Origin of the sequence: Paracoccus sp. J55 (assembly GCF_000513975.1) — a bacterium.
Taxonomy (GTDB): domain Bacteria; phylum Pseudomonadota; class Alphaproteobacteria; order Rhodobacterales; family Rhodobacteraceae; genus Paracoccus.
On record NZ_AZVA01000029.1, the window covers coordinates 1 to 16,669 of the forward strand.

Sequence of the window (16,669 nt, forward strand, 5' to 3'; positions counted from 1 at the left end):
CGAAGCCCAGGACCCAGGGCGCGATCACCGCCCAGAGGCCAAGGGCGACATTGGCCCATTCCTCAAGCCTGTGGAACGCGAAGAGCGCGGCCAGCGCGATCAGCGTCATCGCGGCCCCGACGAGCCAGGCGTTCCACGCCGCGGCGGTCTCGGCCGCGAAGCCGAGATACCAGGGCGACAGCAGAAGACCGAGACCGGCAACGACATTGGCGATGTCGAATGCCGTCCGGCGATCAAGAGACAGGGATTTCAGCATCGTTCACTCCTCCTTGTCGGTTGCTTGGTGATCCCGTCAATGGACCTTCCCCTGCGGGGGAAGGCTGGATGCGGCGGCGGCGGTTGTCGCCGCCGCGATGGCTCAGCCCTTGATGGCGATGCGCTTGACCTGCGACTGCGCCTTTTCCGTCTTGGGCAGGGTCACGGTCAGCACGCCGTTCCTGAAATGCGCATCGACCTCGTCCTCGCGGATCTCGGCGCCCAGCGGGATACGGCGCTCGAAACGGCCGTAAAAGCGTTCCGAGAATTGCCGGTCCTTATCCTCGACCTCCGAGCGTTTCTCGCCCTTCAGCGTCAGCACGCCGTCATCCAGCAGGACTTCGATGTCCTTCTCCTCAAGGCCCGGCACCTCGGCCGTCACCCTGATCTCCTTCTCGTTGTCGGAGATCTCGACGCTCGGCCAGCCGCCGCCAAAGGCAGGGACCGTGCCGACCGCGGGCAGGCTGAAGCCGCGGAAGACGTCGTCGAACAGCCGGTTCACCTCGCGATGCAGCGACAGGAAGGGATCGCGGTCGCCGTCGCGGAAGGCGGTGGGAAGCTGGTTGCCGCCATTGCGGTTCCAGGGGATCAGATCTCGGACATTCATGATTTTCCTCCTTCATGGCAACAGGTTGCCGGAGACGCCGGGCGCTGCCCGGCGGCCGGCAGGGATCGTGCGGTGACAGGGCCTCAGGCGGCCTGCTTGCCGGTCTCGACCTGCTGCGGCTGGGATTTGGGCAGGGCCTTGGCCGGGGCGATCTCGATCCGGCGCGGCTTCATCTCTTCGGGGATCTCGTGCCGCAGCTCGATCGTCAGCAGCCCGTTCAGCAGCTCGGCGCCGGTCACCTTCACATGATCGGCGAGTTGGAAGCGCCGGCGGAAGCTCCGCTCGGCAATGCCGCGATGCAGATACTCGCCCTTGTCCTCGCCAGCCTTGCGGCCGGTCACCGTCAGAACGGTCCGTTCCTGCGTGATGGCCAGCTCGTCGGGCGAGAAGCCCGCCACCGCCATGGTGATGCGATAATCGTCCTCGCCGGTCCTGGCGATGTCATAGGGCGGCCAGTTGTCGACCGTCCCGACCCGGCTTGCCGCTTCCAGCGCGTTCAGCATCCGGTCGAAACCGATGCTCGACCGGTAGAGAGGGGAAAAGTCGAAAGTGGTTCTCATAGCCACATCCTCCGTTGAGCAACATGGATACAAGTCTTTCACCGTGCGGTGCCATCGCATCCGCCCCGGCATGCCGGACCCGTCAGAGGCTTCCGGCGATCCACGATTTAGGGCGCGGAAATGGCGGTTCAAGGGGGTGAAAGCACCGCGAATGCGGCCTCTTTCGTGCGCCCGGAAAGCCCCTGTCTGGCTGATAAAAGGCACAGGAAAAGCGCGGGAGACTGTCCGCCGTCAAGCCGGCTAGCGCTGGCCTAAAAAAAGATGAATATCCCCTGCATCCCGTCCAATCGGAATCATGGGAAATGGATCGAGACATCTTCGCGCAGCGTTTCGGCGGTAGTGAGAGTCGGCGTTACAGCGAAGAAAGCAGGTGCCCCCGCGCATCCGCTATTTCTTGCGTTTTTTCGCAGGCACGCCGGTGGCGGCGTCTGCCGCCTCTTTCGCCAACCGTGCAGCCTTGAGGGATGCCGTCAGCTCGCTCCTCTTGCGGGCCTGTTCATCGACGATGAGCTTCGCCTCGGAAGTGGTGCGATCCATCGCCGTCAGGGGCGCAGGGTCGCGGAAAAGGTTTCTCGCCTTGGCCAACATACGGGTCTCCCGAAGGGGTTCAGCCCGGCCAGATGGCCAGGCTGTTCGACAGGATCAGGCGAGCGCCAGCCTGCTGGCCGATTCGCGACCATCGCGGCCCGACTCGATTTCGAAGGTCACGGCCTGACCATCCGCAACGCTGTTAAGCCCGGCCCGCTCGAGGGCCGAGATGTGCAGAAACACGTCCTTGCCGCCATGCTCGGGCGCGATGAAGCCGAAGCCCTTGGCGGCGTTGAACCATTTCACGGTGCCATTGGCCATCGTGATATCTCCTTGTGGATTTGTCGCTCGCGGAATGCAGCAACCCGGCCCGGTCAGTTCAGTTCAAAAGCAGACCGAAGCCGAAAGGAGACAGGATGCAGAGAGAATCAACGTAGCGCCCCCTGTATGCGCCTTCGCGCCGGATAAAGCAAAACATTCTTGCATCGCATTTGTCCGATGCCTGAATCAATGGAGCCAAACCTGGCTATTTTCCACTTGGCCAGACAAAAATTCCCGGAATCGCTCGAAAACCGATTGATCTGAGAATTTTCGACTGGAACCCGACCATGAGAATGGTGGGACATTATCTTCTGCCCCCATCTTCGGACGCACCTATAGCGTATACCTACTAAGCGCAGGGTTGCGCTTGTACGCCAAGGGCATCGGAATATCCGAGGCACTCGAAAGTCCCGGTAGCTTATCTTTCTTGCGATAGCTCTTGGCCGAGGCCCCACAGCCTGTTCAGGATCGACCAGCTGGCTTTCGGCTGGTCACTCTGCGGAGCATTTCCATTCCCGCACAGGCACCGCCATAGCAGGACCAACCCCGGTCTCAGATCGTCGCCATGCAAGCGGACAAGGGACGTGCGGATTGTGCGATCGAGGTTTCGGGCACGAAACCGGCAGCTTTTGCAGCAGCGATGAAAGCCCGTCGCGCCGATCCCACCGATACAAGGCAGTGCAGGGCGGCATCCAGCTGCTCCAGCGCATGGTGCTGGGCCGTATTGGAAACCGGCCACCTCCTGCGGAGCCAGTATCTCGCCTGCTCGATCGTGCTGAACTTCTGCACTTCGCCGGCAGACGAAATGACGAATGAAAGGGGCGTACCCCAGTGAATTTCCATAATGAAACTTTTCTGTCGGAACGGTCGGAATGGCGGGCAACGCATGCCCACCCTCCTCAAGGAAAAGCGGAGACGGCATGAAGCCGACCCCGCCTGTATTACCCTTCGGCGCTGCTCTCAGGAGAGAACGAGATTCGTTGCCGATTCCCGGCCATTGCGGTCACGCTCGATATCATAGGCGATCGCCTGGCCATCGTTCAGATGATGGATACCGGCGCGCTCGAGCGCGGAAATATGGATGAAGACATCCTTCGAGCCCGCTTCCGGGGCAATGAAGCCGAAGCCTTTATTGGAGTTGAACCATTTCACGGTGCCATTGGCCATCGTGCTGTTCCTTTCAAAAATACCGCTCACACAGCGCAGCGGCTCGGCAAAGCTGAAGATCGAAGCTGAGCCGCAAGGAACAGGGTCCGAAAACAAGAGATGCAGATCCTATATAGGTCATGCCGGCTGAGTTTACGAGGAAATTCCGGGGATCATGCGATCTCGGCCCATTACCCGTTGTTCGGCAAGGAAAGAATTTGCGACCCGCATCGGCGGAAAATTCCGAAAAGGCCGTTTTTACCGCAGACTCCAAACCTCAGCTTTCGCCCTGTTCCTTGCCGTCCAGTTCCCGGGCGTTCGTTTCCGCTATCGTCTCATGTAGCCGCGAATGGGCGGATTGCCATGCATCGAGCGCGCCCACGGCCTGGTCGAGCGCCTTTCTGTCCGGCCCATCGAATTGGGGAGCCGCCTCCTTGATCGCCCAGTAGAGCCGGCGCACCACCGGGGTCATCCGCTCCAGCCAGGCCAGGACATCCCTCAGGCTCTGCTCCTTGCCGCCGGGGTTGGAATAGACCCCGCCCTGGAGGCCCTGCAGTTCCAGCTCGCTCAAGCGGAGCTCGATATCGCTCAGCCGTTCCTTGATATCTCTGTCGCTGTTCTCGACCAATGAGACCATTTTCGCCCCCTCCCTTTATGCGGTCGCTCCTCTTGGGCCTGCCGGCCCATCGATCACGCCTGATCGGTCGTCGGATCGTCCATGCCGCTCGCAGCACGAACCGGCATGCCGCGCTCGTTCCCGTCCCTTTTCCGACGCCGGCGCACTCCTGCATCATGCTGCGGCTCGGGTCGTTTCTCGGGGGTGCTGGCGATGTCTGCGGAATCCACGGTCTGGGTCTCCCTGTTGCCGGACGAAAAAATTCGAACAGGCACGGCTGATATGGGGTGTCAGGGGGCTGCAGGCCATAGGAGACATGCGCCTATCGACCAACCTCCGGAAAGCCCGAGAAAGAAATCACGGTGACGACGAGGCGGTTCTGCAACGGCAGGATGAGGTCAGCGCAGTCGATGGCCGTTACGACGAGTTTTGCGTCGGTCGGCTTTTGCGATTCCTATTCAGGCGCGGGATCGGTTCTTTCCGCTGCCGCGTCGATCCGGTCGGCCCATTCGATCAGCAATCGCGCTGCGCCGAAATCTCCGTGCCTGTCGCGCTTCTGGGCGGCGAGAGCGAGGTGTTCCCGCAGATCCGTCGTCATGAGCAGGCCGGGCCGCTCGGTGGCCAGAAAGAGCATTTGCAGCAGGTGCTCTATGGCGGCTTCGTATTGATCCGGGCTTTCGATTGCCACCTTCCTGCCTTCCATCGGTTGCTGCCTGGCGACTCGTGTCAGGCGATTGCTGGTTGCCCCAAAGGACGAAGACCGGATACCCGTTTTGCAGCGGTATCGGCCGGCTTGACCGTCAGCATGGCTGGCGCGTGTCGCGTCACCAGTCCCGGAACCGCTCGAACAGCCCGGACGTGCAGGATCTGATCGGAATGAGCCGGGTTGTTCCGTCGTCATGGACGAGCTTCACCAGATCCCCATTCTGGAAATGGCGGATCCCCTCAAGATGCCACGGCGGCTGAGCAAAGATTTCGGTAGCTCCGGTGAGCGCGTCGGTCAGGGCAACACGTTTGGTCATGGAAACCTCGCTATCTGGACGAGCGAAAACGGCGGACCTGGATCCGCCGCTTCACCTTCCAGCTTTTGAATGCCGCATACCAGCGCAGATTTGGACCACGCCTTGGTGCGGCAATTTACCGGAAGATCGGGGGTCCGCAGGTTTCCGCCCGCTTCGCCTTTCGAATGGCAGCCGGCCGTCATCTGTGGTCAGCAGGCTTCCGCATGGGGTCGTCTTTCGGATCGTTGTCGCCCTGCTGCGGGGCTTCCGGCAGCTCGCCCTGCTGGCCCTGACGGGTGTCCCTCGGGTCCAGAGTGTCGTTCTTTGGGCCGGTGCCCACAATGGGGTCCTCCATGGCACCGCCCGGAGATCCCGCTCGGATGAACAAGACATGGGGTCGAAGGGGTGGAATTGCGCCCTCCGGATCGAAACTATCGTGCAAGCTGGTCATATGGCTGGAAAGAATGTTGCGCCGGTCTGGTGGCACCTAAAGCGCCGCCAGCGTCGTTACCGACCGTCGGGGTCCGCGCCCTCGAGATACGATGATGTCACGTCAGCTATTTCCTCCGCGCGTCCAGGACATGGGTAACGAGACTTTACAGATGCTGAACTGCGTCCGCTTCAAGGTTGACCTTCCGCGGATTCCCCGAGCAGCCGTCGTCGAGACGCACCTGCTGGCTTGACAACATCAGGTCTCACCTTCATTGTCTCAACATATCTTGAGGGGTTGATTCGATGGAAGAGCACCATGCCCTTGCCGTCTTCGCGGCGCTGTCGCAGGAAACCCGGCTGCGCATCGTCCGGCTGCTGGTCAAGGCCGGGCCGGAGGGCATGGCGGCCGGGGCCATCGGCGAGGCCCTGGGGGGTGCCAGCACCTCGCGGCTGTCGTTTCACCTGACCCATCTCGAACATGCCGGGCTGATCCGGTCCCGGCGCGAGGGGCGCTTCATCATCTACAGCGCCGTCTTTGCGACATTGGCCGGACTGATCGCATTCCTGATGCGCGATTGCTGCGACGGCCACCCCGAGATCTGCGCGCCGGTCGCGGCCGCGCTGTCCTGTTCCTGTGAACCCAGCAAGGATGCCCTGCATGGCTGACGCCTCGCCTCGTGTCTTCAACGTGCTGTTTCTCTGCACCGGCAACTCCGCCCGCTCGCTCATCGCCGAAAGCGTGCTGCGCAAGGAGGGCGGCGCGCGGTTCCGCGCCTTCTCGGCCGGCAGCCAGCCGAAGGGAGAGGTGCATCCGCGGACCCTGAAGATCCTGCAGAACTACCATTACCCGACCGAAGGGCTGCGCTCGAAAAGCTGGGACGAATTCGCCGCGCCCGATGCGCCGGTAATGGATTTCGTCTTCACCGTTTGCGACGACGCGGCGGGCGAGGCCTGTCCCTATTGGCCGGGCCAGCCGATGACAGCGCATTGGGGCCTTCCAGACCCGGCAGCCGCGACCGGCAGCGAGCTGCAGCGCGACATGGCCTTCATCGAGACGCTGCGCTACATGAAGGCGCGCATCCAAACCTTTGCCGCCCTGCCGATCGGCACCCTCGATCGCGCCAGCCTCGTCTCCAGGCTGCACGAGATCGGACGCTCCGAAGGCGCGGCCGGGGCGGGGGCCGACATGGATGTCGTGATCTATCACAACCCCGACTGCGGCACTTCGCGCAACGTGCTGGCGCTGATCCGCAATGCCGGGATCGAGCCGCATGTGGTGGAATACCTCAAGACGCCGCCCTCGCGCGCGATGCTGGAGCGGCTGATCGCCCGCATGGGCATCGCGCCGCGCGAGCTGCTGCGCCAGAAAGGCACGCCCTATGCCGAGCTTGGCCTGGACGACCCGGCGCTGACCGACGCCGCGCTGATCGAGGCGATGCTGGCGCATCCGGTGCTGATCAACCGCCCCATCGTGGTCAGCCCCAGGGGCGTGCGGCTTTGCCGGCCCTCGGAACAGGTGCTGGACCTGCTGCCGCCGCAGCGCGCCGCCTTCAGCAAGGAAGATGGCGAGCAAGTCGTGGATGCCCAGGGCAACCGCATCCGCCCGGCCTGAAAGGAGCAGGTGATGACCCCCGACAGCCCGGCCCGCCGGCTTTCCTTTCTCGACCGCTACCTGACCTTGTGGATCTTCGCGGCCATGGCGCTCGGCATCCTGCTGGGCACGCTGTTCTCCGGCCTGCCGGATGCGCTGAACGCCATGGCGGTGGGCTCGACCAACATCCCCATCGCCATCGGGCTGATCCTGATGATGTATCCGCCGCTGGCCAAGGTCCGCTACGAGGACCTGCCCAAGGTCTTTGCCGACAGGCGGGTGCTGGTGCTGTCGCTGGTGCAGAACTGGCTGATCGGGCCGGTGCTGATGTTCGCCTTAGCGGTGATCTTCCTGCGCGACCAGCCGGAATACATGACCGGGCTGATCCTGATCGGCCTGGCGCGCTGCATCGCCATGGTGCTGGTCTGGAACCAGCTGGCGCGCGGCGACGGGCAATATGTCGCCGGGCTGGTGGCCTTCAACTCGATCTTCCAGATCCTGTTCTTCTCGACCTATGCCTGGCTGTTCCTGACCGTGCTGCCGCCCTTGTTCGGGCTGGAGGGCAGCGTGATCGAGGTGGGTTTCCGGACGGTGACCGAGGCGGTTCTGATCTATCTCGGCATCCCCTTCGCCGCCGGCTTCCTGACCCGGCATGTGCTGATCCGGCGCAGGGGCGAGGAGTGGTATCGGGACGTCTTCCTGCCGAAGATCAGCCCGATCACGCTGGCCGCGCTGCTCTTCACCATCGTCGCGATGTTCAGCCTGAAGGGCGGCGATGTCGTGCGCCTACCGCTCGACACCGTCAGGATCGCCGTGCCGCTGGTGCTGTATTTCGCCATCCAGTTCCTGGTCAGCTTTGCCATGGGCCGGCTGATCGCCAGGGATTATCCGCGCAGCACCGCCATCGCCTTCACCGCCGCCGGCAATAACTTCGAGCTGGCCATTGCCGTCGCCATCGCCGCCTACGGCCTCGCCTCGCCCGTGGCCTTCGCCACCGTGATCGGCCCGCTGGTCGAGGTGCCGGTGCTGATCCTTCTGGTCAACGCCGCCCTGTGGCTGGGCCGCCGTTGGTTTCCCGAAGCAACCCCGCAAGAGGCCCGCGCATGATCCCCGACCTGCCGAACCTGTCGCCCGACTGCCTGCGCGCGCCCGCGATCCCGGACATCCCCCGCGCGACGCATCCGCCGCGCATCCTGCTGCTCTACGGCTCGCTGCGCGAACGCTCCTGCAGCCGCTTCGCCACGCTGGAGGCCGAGCGCCTGCTGCGGCATTTCGGCTGCGAGACGCGGGTGTTCCACGCCAACGGCCTGCCGCTGCCCGAGGATGCCGAACCGTCGCATCCCAAGGTGCAGGTGCTGCGCGACCTGTGCCTGTGGTCCGAGGGCCAGGTCTGGACCAGCCCGGAACGCCACGGCGCGATGACCGGGGTGATGAAGGCGCAGATCGACTGGATTCCGCTGTCGATGGGGGCGATCCGGCCGACGCAGGGCCGCACGCTGGCGGTGATGCAGGTCTCGGGCGGCTCGCAGAGCTTCAACGCGGTGAATCAGATGCGGGTGCTGGGCCGCTGGATGCGGATGCTGACGATCCCGAACCAGTCCTCGGTCGCCAGGGCATGGCAGGAGTTCGACGAGGCCGGGCGCATGCGGCCGTCGAGCTATTACGACCGCATCGTCGACGTGATGGAGGAGCTGGTGAAGTTCACCCTGCTGACCCGCGACCTCTCGGCCTTCCTGACCGACCGCTACAGCGAGCGCAAGGAAGCGGCCGCAAAGCTCGAGGAACGGGTAAACCTCAAGGCTGCGACATGAGGCCGGAGAGGCCCGATATCGGGTGGGAGCGATCGCGAGACGCACCCGGATCGCGCCGTGAAGGGCGACCGAACCGGGTCTGAACCGGGTCTGAACCGGGTAACCGTCTTGACATTCCATCGTCGTCGTCGGAATTTTCCGGCATGGGGTCTTGCGACGCCCCACGAGGCGCCAGCCGAAGTTCGCGTTCCATTCCGACGACTCACTCAATGGAGGGAACGCAGATGCCTGCTCCTGACACCATAACCTGCGACAAACTCGCCAAGCTGATCGGCACCGCACGATGCCCCGTCGTCCTCGACCTGCGCCGGGCGGATGCGAGAGACACCGAACCTCGTCTCATCCCCTCTGCCCGATGGCTGGCTGAGAATGAAATCGCCCCTGCAGCGCTTTCGGAGCTGGCCCGCAGCCTGGACGGTCCGGTGGTGGTCCTTTGCGCCGAGGGATACGGGCGCAGTCAGGGCGTCGCCGCCTGGCTGCGCCATGAAGGGGTCGCAGCCGAGTATCTGGAGGGAGGCATGGCGGCATGGCTCGCCGCCGGCCTGCCACTCGTCACGACCACGAAGATCACCGGCCATGATCCGCAGGGCCGCAGCCTGTGGGTGACACGGGCGCGGCCCAAGATCGATCGCATCGCCTGCCCCTGGCTGATCCGGCGCTTCATCGATCCACGGGCGGTGTTTCTGTTCGTCGCCCCGGCCGAGGTGCCCGCAGTGGCCGAGCGGTTCGGCGCCATGCCCTTCGATGTCGAAGGCGTGTTCTGGAGCCATCGCGGCGAGGATTGCACCTTCGACGCGCTGCTGAAGGAAACCCGGTTGAGCATCCCGGCGCTCGACCGGCTGGCGTTGATCGTGCGCGGCGCGGATACCGCCCGCCTGGACCTCGCCCCCGAAGCGGCGGGCCTGCTTGCGGCGTCCCTGGGCCTGTCGCGGATGTATTCCGACGATCTGGAGCAACTCGATGCCGGATTGCAGCTCTATGACGCCTTCTACCGTTGGGCGCGCGATGCCACGGACGAGATCCACAACTGGCCCGCCAACGCCAGGGGTCCGGGCCGGGGCGCGACATGAAACGGGGTGATGGATTTCCAACGCTGGGTCAGGCCACCGGGGTCTGGGCCAGGATCGCCGCGCTGAGTTTCGGCGGGCCGGCCGGCCAGATCGCGGTGATGCACCGGATACTGGTCGAGGAGCGGAAGTGGCTCGGAGATGCGCGATTCCTCCATACCCTGAACTTCTGCATGTTGCTGCCTGGACCCGAGGCGCAGCAGATGGCGACCTATATCGGCTGGCTGATGCACGGCGTGCGCGGCGCGCTGATCGCGGGGATGCTGTTCGTCCTGCCGGGCTTCATCGCCATGATGGTGCTGAGCTGGGTCTACGCGGTCTATGGCGACGTGCCGGTTGTGACCGCGCTGTTCTTCGGGCTGAAGGCCGCCGTGCTGGCGATCGTTCTGCAAGCGGTGTTCCGCATCGGCAAACGTGCCCTGAAGAACAAGGTCATGCTCGGCCTGGCCGCCGCGTCCTTCCTGGCCATCTTCCTGTTCGATGCACCCTTTCCGGTGATCGTGGCGCTGGCGGCAACCATCGGCTGGATGGGGACAAAGGCCGGGATTGCTGCCTTCCGGGGCGGCGGCGGACATGGCTCGACAGGTGGCGCACATGTCAGCGACGCCGACACGATCCTTGGCGAAGAGCTTGATCTTCCGCCCTCGGCGCGCAGAAACGCCTTTCGCGCGGGATGGGCGGCGGTCGCGCTCTGGCTGTTGCCGGTGCTGCTGCTGGTCGCCCTGGTACCGGGCAGCGTCTTTACCGACATCGCGCTCTATTTCTCGAAACTCGCGGTGCTGTCCTTCGGCGGGGCCTATGCCGTGCTGGCCTGGGTCGCGCAGGAGGCGGTCGGCAGCTATGGCTGGCTGCAGCCGGGCGAGATGCTCGACGGTCTCGGCATGGCCGAAACCATGCCGGGACCGCTGATCAAGGTGCTGCAATTCATCGGCTTCATGGGGGCAATGCGCGAGGCCGGATGGGCCATGCCGCTGCTGGCGGCAACGCTTGGGGGCATCCTGACGACATGGGTGACCTTCGCGCCCTGCTTCGCCTGGATTCTGCTCGGGGCACCGTTCATGGAAGGGCTGCGGGAAAACCGGGCGCTCGCGGCGGCGCTGGCTTCGGTCACGGCGGCGGTCGTGGGGGTAATCCTCAATCTCGCGATATGGTTCGCGATCCATGTGGTCTGGCGCGAGGTCGAGCCTTTCGACTGGGGGCCGGTCTCGACCAGCGTTCCGGTGCTGGAAACACTGGATGGCTGGGCGATGGCCCTTTCGGCGCTGGCGATCCTCGCGGTGTTCCGTCTGAAGCTCGGCATCGGCCGCGTGCTTGGTGGTGCGGCGCTGGTTGGCCTCGGCCTGCACCTGGCCGGGGCGATCTGACGGCGGATGGCGAGGCCGTTGCCCGAACCCTGAAGAAACCCGGCCATCCGCGATGCCAGGGTGGATGCAGGTCGCCCGCGGTCAGTTGATGGTGGTGCCTGCCCTGGTTCGCATCACCTGGGGAGGGTCGGGCGGCATGGTAACGGGCAACGTGACGCCGACTTGTAGCTCGGTAGCGAGTACAGCGGGTTGACCACACCTGGGAACAGTGGACGGAACTCCAGGGCCGATCACATGCGCCGGATCAGTTCCAACGGCAGCAATGGACTCTCGAGCAACATGCTGCGGGACAGCAAGTGGCAGGTTCGGCTGAGCCGGGCGATCTGCCCCCGGACAGGCAAGGTCGGCCCATTGCCGCCCGTCGGGTTCGCCCCATGCTGCGTGGCGGCATTCCTCTAAGTTGCCGTTCGTCTAGCACCGTAGGAGGAAACCGGTTATGATGGACGTGATGCGGGGCTTTCCTTCCGTTTGTAGCGATAGGCATTCAGTGCCAGGTTTGGCACGCGACGTCAGTCGATTTCGCGCCTGCCGAATAGTACATATCAAGGCGTTGCCAACTAGGTCATTGTCTAACATCGAAATAACAGCAAAGTCTTTTACGGGAAAATGAAGAAATGTCCGAGCGCGTCAGCGCAATGAGTGTCCCGCCGCTAGCAACCTGCGTCGCCTGTGGTAAGCGATACAGAGTATTGGTCCAGTTGACGGCTCGGACTGCAAGTTACAAATGTGCCTCGTGCTATGATGTCACCTGCGGGGAGATGCCAGAACTTAACAAGAAGATCATCTATCTTGATCAGCTAGCCATCAGCCAGATTTTCAAGATTAGGACGAACACCTACGAAATGAGTACCCCGCACTATGCCTTTTGGAAAGAGGCGGCAGACCTTCTTGAACAGTGTGTTCTGCTGCAGCAGCTACTGTGCCCGCAATCTGACATCCATCGAGACGAGTCGATGGTATTTCAAAGAGGGAATGAATTGTCTCTCGCCCACGAAATGCTCGGTGGTGACACGAGATTCCAGTCCACGTCGGATATTGAAAGGGAGCAAGTCTGGGCATATTTGGAGGCGTTTTTGTCCGGAAGCGAACCGGTGTTGGACCTCGCCGTGGATGAAATCCTTGATGGTCAAAGAAATAAGTGGCTTTCACGTTTCCATGTAACCGCCACGGTGGACTGGTCCAGCTTTGCCAAAGGAGTGCGAGACCATCGAGAGCTAGCCGCAGACAATCTGGCGCCTCTCTATGAACGCTGGCGCGCTGATCCCAACGCTTCATTCAAGAGCGTTCTGAAGACTGAACTAGAGGCTTTCGGAATCTCACGTATCAGCGCTTATTCGCATTTCACAGATCTAGCTCGGCGGGGTCTGGAGAACCGTGACATGGAATCTTTCATGAGCGGTGCACTCTCCGGGCCGGTTCGGGAATTTCGTGAAATCCGCGATTTCTTCCTGAATCTCGGTGTGAAGGTCGATCAGGCTGGGCGTCAAGTTGTAGATTTCTGGAATTGGCCAAAAAACAGTACTATCCCGCACCACAGGATACAAGCTTACCTGTTCGCCGCAATGGCCCGGAAAATATTGGCTGGGCAGAAGAAAAATCCAACGCGTGGTGCTACAAATGACATTCGGGCGATAGCCACCTATGCTCCTTACGTGGACGCCATGTTCGTGGATAGCGAGTTCGCCACGTTCCTATCAGAAAAGCCCCTTATGGATGACCTCACCTACCGCGCGAGAATATTTTCAATCCGTACGCAAAATGCGTTCTTGGACTACCTGCGCGAGCTGGTCAGGTCCGCAACCATGGAAATTGAGATGATCGCTGTGGCCCTCTATGGAGATGGTGCGCGAAGAGCCCCCGAAATGCGAACGGACGCAGGGTAACTTGACCGCTTTAAGTATATCAAACACGGGAAGGAGAAATTGATTGTTCGAAATTGATAGGATTAGATTTTATGCGTCAGTCACAAAGCACTCGTTCGTAAAACCCGGTGATTATAACTATATCCATGCCAGGTTCTGCAGGGCAACCGGACTGCATACCGAATTTTTCTGGCAGTCGGCCCAAGCCGTTGAGAAGTACCTGAAGGCAGCCATCGTTGCCAATGGAGCGACTTCACATGGATACTCTCATAAACTTGGAAAACTGCTAACAAATCTGAACGCCATCCTCGGTGATCTTGGCGTACATTCCCTTGAAAAGCCTGAGGAGCTGAACCCGGATCTGTGGACCGATCAACCGCTTCCCAAAATGATGGAAAAACTTGAGACCTTCGGTGATCCCGCTAATCGCTACGGTCTAACATCATATCAGAATGATGGATGGGACATTTTCGTTCTGGATAAGCTTGTTTGGGAACTGCGGCGTAGATCGGTGGGAATGAGTTGGGTAATCGGCACCGACTGGATGGATGAATCAATACCGGATCTGAATGGGAAGACGATTGGGTATGTGATTTCTAACAGGAAAGACTACCAACCACGGCCCATCACGATCCCTAAAGTCGACTTCAGCGTCATGGGGGTGAACTTCGAGGATGCTCTCTATTCTTGGAATCTTAACTTCAAGAGAAATTCGGAAGACATTTCCAAAAATCCACCACGATCAATTTCGGTGCGCCATGGTGGATTTGGCAACTCCATCTTGCCAATGTATCTGGATAGAGCCGAACTGCACGCCAAGTCCAGCAAAGAAGATGCAGCAGAAGTTGCATACCGGATTCAATGGATTCTTCAGAATATTCAATTCTCCAACGACATGCAAAACTGGATCAAAGGCATCTTGGAGAAGGTTGTACTGCACACATGAAACGACGCCCCGCTATGCCATGCTTGAACGGCCGCTTTGCCGTCGTCGTCGCCACCGCTATGCCGCACCGCCGCGTGTCGGCTCCCCGCCCAGTGCGGCGATCCTGACCTGCCCCTGAACTTTCATCCAGCCGCGACCGGAGCCCGGTTAGTGTTTACGCCAATTGGCGCAGGTTGAGCAATCGCCCGACGCGCGGAGCTTTCATCTCGCGCAGCGGGGCGGGCGATTGCGGCGGTCAGGGTCCGCGCGTAGTCAGCCGGGGTCTGGTAGTCCAAGGCCGAGTGCGGGCGTTCGGTGTTGTAGTCGGCAGCCCAGGCGGCGATCACGATACGGGCATGGGCCAAGTTGCGGAACATGGTCTCGTTGAGCAGCTCGTCCCGCATCCGCCCGTTGAAACTTTCCACAAATCCGTTTTGCATCGGCTTGCCCGGGGCGATGTAATGCCACTCAATGTCGCGATCGGCGGCAAAGGTTAAGATCGCGTTACTGGTCAGTTCGGTGCCGTTGTCAGAGACGATCATCCCGGGCTTTCCGCGGCGTTCGATCAGGGCGGCCAGTTCTCGTGCCACGCGCCGCCCCGAGATTGAGGTGTCCGGGATCGCCGCCAAACATTCCCGGGTCACGTCATCGACGATGTTCAGCACCCGGAATCTTCGCCCGCAATCGAACTGGTCATGGACGAAATCCAGCGACCAGCGTGCATTGGGCCGCGCCTCGACCAGGATAGGGGCCCGTGTTCCGACCGCCTTGCGCCGCGCCTTCCGCTTGCGCACCGTCAGCCCTTCTTCGCGGTAGAGCCGATAGATCCGATTGATCCCCGAGGGCTCGCCCTCGCGGCGCAGCAATACGAACAAGCGCCGGTAACCGAACCGCCGGCGCTCGTTGGCCAAGTCCCGCAACCGACCGCGTAACGCCGTATCCGGCGCGCGTCGGGATCGATAGCGGATCATCGTTCGATCCGCGCCGACGATGTGACAGGCCCGCCGTTCCGAGAGGCCATGCTCGGCCCGAAGATACGCAACGGCTTCACGCTTCACGGCGGGCCCTACCACTTTTTTGCAACCAGGTCCTTCATCGCCGCCAGATCCAGCATCTGCTCGGCCAGCAGCTTCTTCAGCTTGGCGTTCTCATCCTCGAGCCCCTTCAGCCGCTTCGCCTCCGACACCGTCATGCCGCCGAACTTGGCCTTCCAGTTGTAGAAGGTGCCTTCCGACATGCCGTGCTTNCGGCACAGGTCAGCGCACTTCGCGCCTGCCTCNTGCTCTGCCAGGATGCCGATGATCTGTTCGTCCGTGAATCTCGTTCGCTTCATTGTCCGTCCTCAAGTTGGGCCGGACTCTAATCGCATCTGGAGGAAAAATCCCGGGGCAGGTCACCCCGCCCCCGTAGACCAAAGCCTACGGCAAGGTCGCGACTGACGCCCATGCCCGATCAAATGAGGCACCGAGGCCGCGCTTGCCCCATTCGGACTGCTGAGGTCACGCAAAGGCGGCAAGGGTCCGTTTCAGCAGATCCGCGGCAGCTGTTCGCCCACAAGGCGGTCGACGATGCGGCGCCCGCCGAAGGAGGTCACCATCTGCACACGGGCCGTATGGGCGCCTCCCTCGGATGCGGCCACAGCGCGGCCGATGATTGCGGCGCCCTGCCCTTCGGGGCGGGAACGCATCGCGGTTAGCGCGGCCTCAGCCTCGGCCTCGGGCACGAACAGGACCATGGTTCCCTCATTGGCCAGATAGAGCGGATCAAGGCCAAGAATCTCGCAGACCCCGCGCACCTCGGGGCGCAGGGGCAGCGCATCTTCCCTGATCTCGATGCCGCATCCTGCCGCCAGCGCCATTTCATTCAGCGCCGCGGCAAGCCCTCCGCGGGTCGCATCGCGGGCGGCGCGGGTGCCGGGGGCGGCGGCCAGCACCGCCTCCATCAGATGCCCAAGCCCCTGACAGTCCGAGACCAGATCCGTCGACAGCGCCAGATCGCCGCGCGCCGCCAGAATGGCCGCGCCGTGATCGCCCAGCACGCCATTGACCAGCACGACATCGCCCGGCCTGATCCGCGCCGCAGCCAGATCGCGACCTGCCGGGATCACGCCGACGCCCGAGGTCGTGACGAACAGCCCATCCGCGGATCCGCGCCCGACGACCTTGGTGTCGCCGGTCACGATCTGCACCCTCGCCAGCGCCGCCTCGCGCGCCATCGAGGTGACCACGCGTTGCAACAGCGCGATCTCGCAGCCTTCCTCGATAATGAAAGCCGCCGACAGCCACAGCGGCCGCGCCCCGCCAACAGCCAGATCGTTCACCGTGCCGCAGACCGCCAGCTTGCCGATATCGCCGCCGGGAAATTCCAGCGGCGTGACCACGAAACTGTCGGTGGTGAAGGCCAGCCGCGCGCCGGGTTCACGCAGCGCATCCGCCGTCAGCCGCGCCTGATCCTCACCCGATCCGGCACCGAAGGCGGGGAAAAAGACGGCATCGATCAGATCACTCATCGCCTTGCCGCCACCGCCATGCGACAGGGTCACATGGCTGTCGCGCAGGGTTCCAAAAGCCATTGCGTTCATGT

The 16,669-nt window shown here is 62.4% G+C and carries 20 protein-coding genes and 1 pseudogene; 9 read left to right on the forward strand and 12 right to left on the reverse strand.

From position 1 onward, the window contains the following. From PARJ55_RS0116150 to PARJ55_RS0116195, 10 genes are all read right to left on the reverse strand, one after another. The coding region (locus PARJ55_RS0116150; RefSeq protein ID WP_028713988.1) for an SPW repeat protein at positions 1–256 on the reverse strand (256 nt) is incomplete at its 3' end. A gap of 102 nt (positions 257–358) precedes the next feature. Beyond that, positions 359–862, reverse strand: a complete 504-nt coding sequence (locus tag PARJ55_RS0116155) for an Hsp20/alpha crystallin family protein (RefSeq protein ID WP_028713316.1) — start codon at positions 860–862, stop codon at positions 359–361. A gap of 83 nt (positions 863–945) precedes the next feature. Beyond that, positions 946–1,422 carry an Hsp20 family protein gene (locus PARJ55_RS0116160; protein ID WP_028713989.1) on the reverse strand — a complete coding sequence of 159 codons (477 nt, stop codon included), beginning with the start codon at positions 1,420–1,422 and terminating at the stop codon, positions 946–948. Positions 1,423–1,809: 387 nt separating this feature from the next. After that, a complete protein-coding gene (locus PARJ55_RS0116165; protein WP_011749412.1) occupies positions 1,810–2,010 on the reverse strand; it encodes a hypothetical protein in 201 nt (66 codons plus the stop codon). 54 nt (positions 2,011–2,064) lie between these two features. Next, positions 2,065–2,271, reverse strand: coding sequence for a cold-shock protein (locus PARJ55_RS0116170; RefSeq protein ID WP_011749411.1), 207 nt, complete (start codon positions 2,269–2,271; stop codon positions 2,065–2,067). Between the two features lie 552 nt (positions 2,272–2,823). After that, positions 2,824–3,114 carry a DUF982 domain-containing protein gene (locus tag PARJ55_RS0116175; protein WP_010400435.1) on the reverse strand — a complete coding sequence of 97 codons (291 nt, stop codon included), beginning with the start codon at positions 3,112–3,114 and terminating at the stop codon, positions 2,824–2,826. 117 nt (positions 3,115–3,231) lie between these two features. Next, positions 3,232–3,438 carry a cold-shock protein gene (locus PARJ55_RS0116180; protein WP_028713990.1) on the reverse strand — a complete coding sequence of 69 codons (207 nt, stop codon included), beginning with the start codon at positions 3,436–3,438 and terminating at the stop codon, positions 3,232–3,234. Between the two features lie 256 nt (positions 3,439–3,694). Further along, complete coding sequence (locus PARJ55_RS0116185) at positions 3,695–4,054, reverse strand: hypothetical protein (RefSeq protein ID WP_010400439.1); 360 nt, start codon at positions 4,052–4,054, stop codon at positions 3,695–3,697. A gap of 433 nt (positions 4,055–4,487) precedes the next feature. Beyond that, positions 4,488–4,736: a hypothetical protein gene (locus PARJ55_RS0116190; protein WP_017998452.1), complete on the reverse strand. Its 249-nt coding sequence runs from the start codon at positions 4,734–4,736 to the stop codon at positions 4,488–4,490. Between the two features lie 121 nt (positions 4,737–4,857). Beyond that, positions 4,858–5,055, reverse strand: coding sequence for a hypothetical protein (locus PARJ55_RS0116195; protein ID WP_010400443.1), 198 nt, complete (start codon positions 5,053–5,055; stop codon positions 4,858–4,860). 714 nt (positions 5,056–5,769) lie between these two features. Here PARJ55_RS0116195 and PARJ55_RS0116205 point away from each other — a divergent pair. From PARJ55_RS0116205 to PARJ55_RS24060, 9 genes and pseudogenes are all read left to right on the forward strand, one after another. Further along, positions 5,770–6,132, forward strand: a complete 363-nt coding sequence (locus PARJ55_RS0116205) for a helix-turn-helix transcriptional regulator (protein WP_028713991.1) — start codon at positions 5,770–5,772, stop codon at positions 6,130–6,132. Then, positions 6,125–6,622: pseudogene (locus tag PARJ55_RS24595) on the forward strand (arsenate reductase ArsC); the annotation flags it as partial. The gene PARJ55_RS0116205 and the pseudogene PARJ55_RS24595, both read left to right, overlap by 8 nt. A gap of 30 nt (positions 6,623–6,652) precedes the next feature. Further along, positions 6,653–7,078, forward strand: coding sequence for an arsenate reductase (glutaredoxin) (gene arsC / locus PARJ55_RS24600; RefSeq protein WP_028714029.1), 426 nt, complete (start codon positions 6,653–6,655; stop codon positions 7,076–7,078). Between the two features lie 12 nt (positions 7,079–7,090). Further along, positions 7,091–8,164, forward strand: coding sequence for an ACR3 family arsenite efflux transporter (arsB, locus tag PARJ55_RS0116220; protein WP_028713992.1), 1,074 nt, complete (start codon positions 7,091–7,093; stop codon positions 8,162–8,164). Beyond that, positions 8,161–8,868, forward strand: a complete 708-nt coding sequence (gene arsH, locus PARJ55_RS0116225; protein WP_028713993.1) for an arsenical resistance protein ArsH — start codon at positions 8,161–8,163, stop codon at positions 8,866–8,868. The genes arsB and arsH overlap by 4 nt, the downstream gene beginning before the upstream one ends. Before the next feature lie 224 nt (positions 8,869–9,092). Further along, positions 9,093–9,938: a chromate resistance protein ChrB domain-containing protein gene (locus PARJ55_RS0116230; RefSeq protein WP_028713994.1), complete on the forward strand. Its 846-nt coding sequence runs from the start codon at positions 9,093–9,095 to the stop codon at positions 9,936–9,938. Continuing rightward, the gene (gene chrA / locus PARJ55_RS0116235) at positions 9,935–11,299 is read left to right on the forward strand and encodes a chromate efflux transporter (RefSeq protein ID WP_028713995.1); all 1,365 of its coding nucleotides are present in this window, start codon (positions 9,935–9,937) and stop codon (positions 11,297–11,299) included. Before PARJ55_RS0116230 ends, chrA begins: the two co-directional genes overlap by 4 nt. Positions 11,300–11,913: 614 nt before the next feature. Further along, positions 11,914–13,182 (forward strand): hypothetical protein, encoded by a 1,269-nt coding sequence (locus tag PARJ55_RS24055; RefSeq protein ID WP_156929511.1) that lies wholly within the window; start codon positions 11,914–11,916, stop codon positions 13,180–13,182. Between the two features lie 43 nt (positions 13,183–13,225). Beyond that, positions 13,226–14,107, forward strand: a complete 882-nt coding sequence (locus PARJ55_RS24060; protein ID WP_156929512.1) for a HEPN domain-containing protein — start codon at positions 13,226–13,228, stop codon at positions 14,105–14,107. 122 nt (positions 14,108–14,229) lie between these two features. Here the strand turns inward: PARJ55_RS24060 and PARJ55_RS0116245 are convergent. After that, a protein-coding gene (locus PARJ55_RS0116245) for an IS3 family transposase (RefSeq protein WP_156929513.1) occupies positions 14,230–15,419 on the reverse strand; the annotation gives its coding sequence in 2 pieces (ribosomal slippage) (positions 14,230–15,167 and positions 15,167–15,419; 1,191 coding nt in all). 192 nt (positions 15,420–15,611) lie between these two features. Continuing rightward, the gene (gene hypE, locus PARJ55_RS0116255; RefSeq protein WP_028713998.1) at positions 15,612–16,667 is read right to left on the reverse strand and encodes a hydrogenase expression/formation protein HypE; all 1,056 of its coding nucleotides are present in this window, start codon (positions 16,665–16,667) and stop codon (positions 15,612–15,614) included. Between the last annotated feature and the right edge of the window lie 2 nt (positions 16,668–16,669).

Coding starts and splice junctions, on each gene's coding strand:
- hypE (WP_028713998.1), bottom strand. CDS start 16,667: ATGAACGCAATGGCTTTTGGAACCCTGCGCGACAGCCATGTGACCCTG.
- arsH (WP_028713993.1), top strand. CDS start 8,161: ATGATCCCCGACCTGCCGAACCTGTCGCCCGACTGCCTGCGCGCGCCC.
- PARJ55_RS0116230 (WP_028713994.1), top strand. CDS start 9,093: ATGCCTGCTCCTGACACCATAACCTGCGACAAACTCGCCAAGCTGATC.
- PARJ55_RS24055 (WP_156929511.1), top strand. CDS start 11,914: ATGTCCGAGCGCGTCAGCGCAATGAGTGTCCCGCCGCTAGCAACCTGC.
- PARJ55_RS0116175 (WP_010400435.1), bottom strand. CDS start 3,114: ATGGAAATTCACTGGGGTACGCCCCTTTCATTCGTCATTTCGTCTGCC.
- chrA (WP_028713995.1), top strand. CDS start 9,935: ATGAAACGGGGTGATGGATTTCCAACGCTGGGTCAGGCCACCGGGGTC.
- PARJ55_RS0116170 (WP_011749411.1), bottom strand. CDS start 2,271: ATGGCCAATGGCACCGTGAAATGGTTCAACGCCGCCAAGGGCTTCGGC.
- arsB (WP_028713992.1), top strand. CDS start 7,091: ATGACCCCCGACAGCCCGGCCCGCCGGCTTTCCTTTCTCGACCGCTAC.
- PARJ55_RS0116180 (WP_028713990.1), bottom strand. CDS start 3,438: ATGGCCAATGGCACCGTGAAATGGTTCAACTCCAATAAAGGCTTCGGC.
- PARJ55_RS0116185 (WP_010400439.1), bottom strand. CDS start 4,054: ATGGTCTCATTGGTCGAGAACAGCGACAGAGATATCAAGGAACGGCTG.
- arsC (WP_028714029.1), top strand. CDS start 6,653: ATGGATGTCGTGATCTATCACAACCCCGACTGCGGCACTTCGCGCAAC.
- PARJ55_RS0116205 (WP_028713991.1), top strand. CDS start 5,770: ATGGAAGAGCACCATGCCCTTGCCGTCTTCGCGGCGCTGTCGCAGGAA.
- PARJ55_RS0116160 (WP_028713989.1), bottom strand. CDS start 1,422: ATGAGAACCACTTTCGACTTTTCCCCTCTCTACCGGTCGAGCATCGGT.
- PARJ55_RS0116190 (WP_017998452.1), bottom strand. CDS start 4,736: ATGGAAGGCAGGAAGGTGGCAATCGAAAGCCCGGATCAATACGAAGCC.
- PARJ55_RS0116155 (WP_028713316.1), bottom strand. CDS start 862: ATGAATGTCCGAGATCTGATCCCCTGGAACCGCAATGGCGGCAACCAG.
- PARJ55_RS0116165 (WP_011749412.1), bottom strand. CDS start 2,010: ATGTTGGCCAAGGCGAGAAACCTTTTCCGCGACCCTGCGCCCCTGACG.
- PARJ55_RS0116195 (WP_010400443.1), bottom strand. CDS start 5,055: ATGACCAAACGTGTTGCCCTGACCGACGCGCTCACCGGAGCTACCGAA.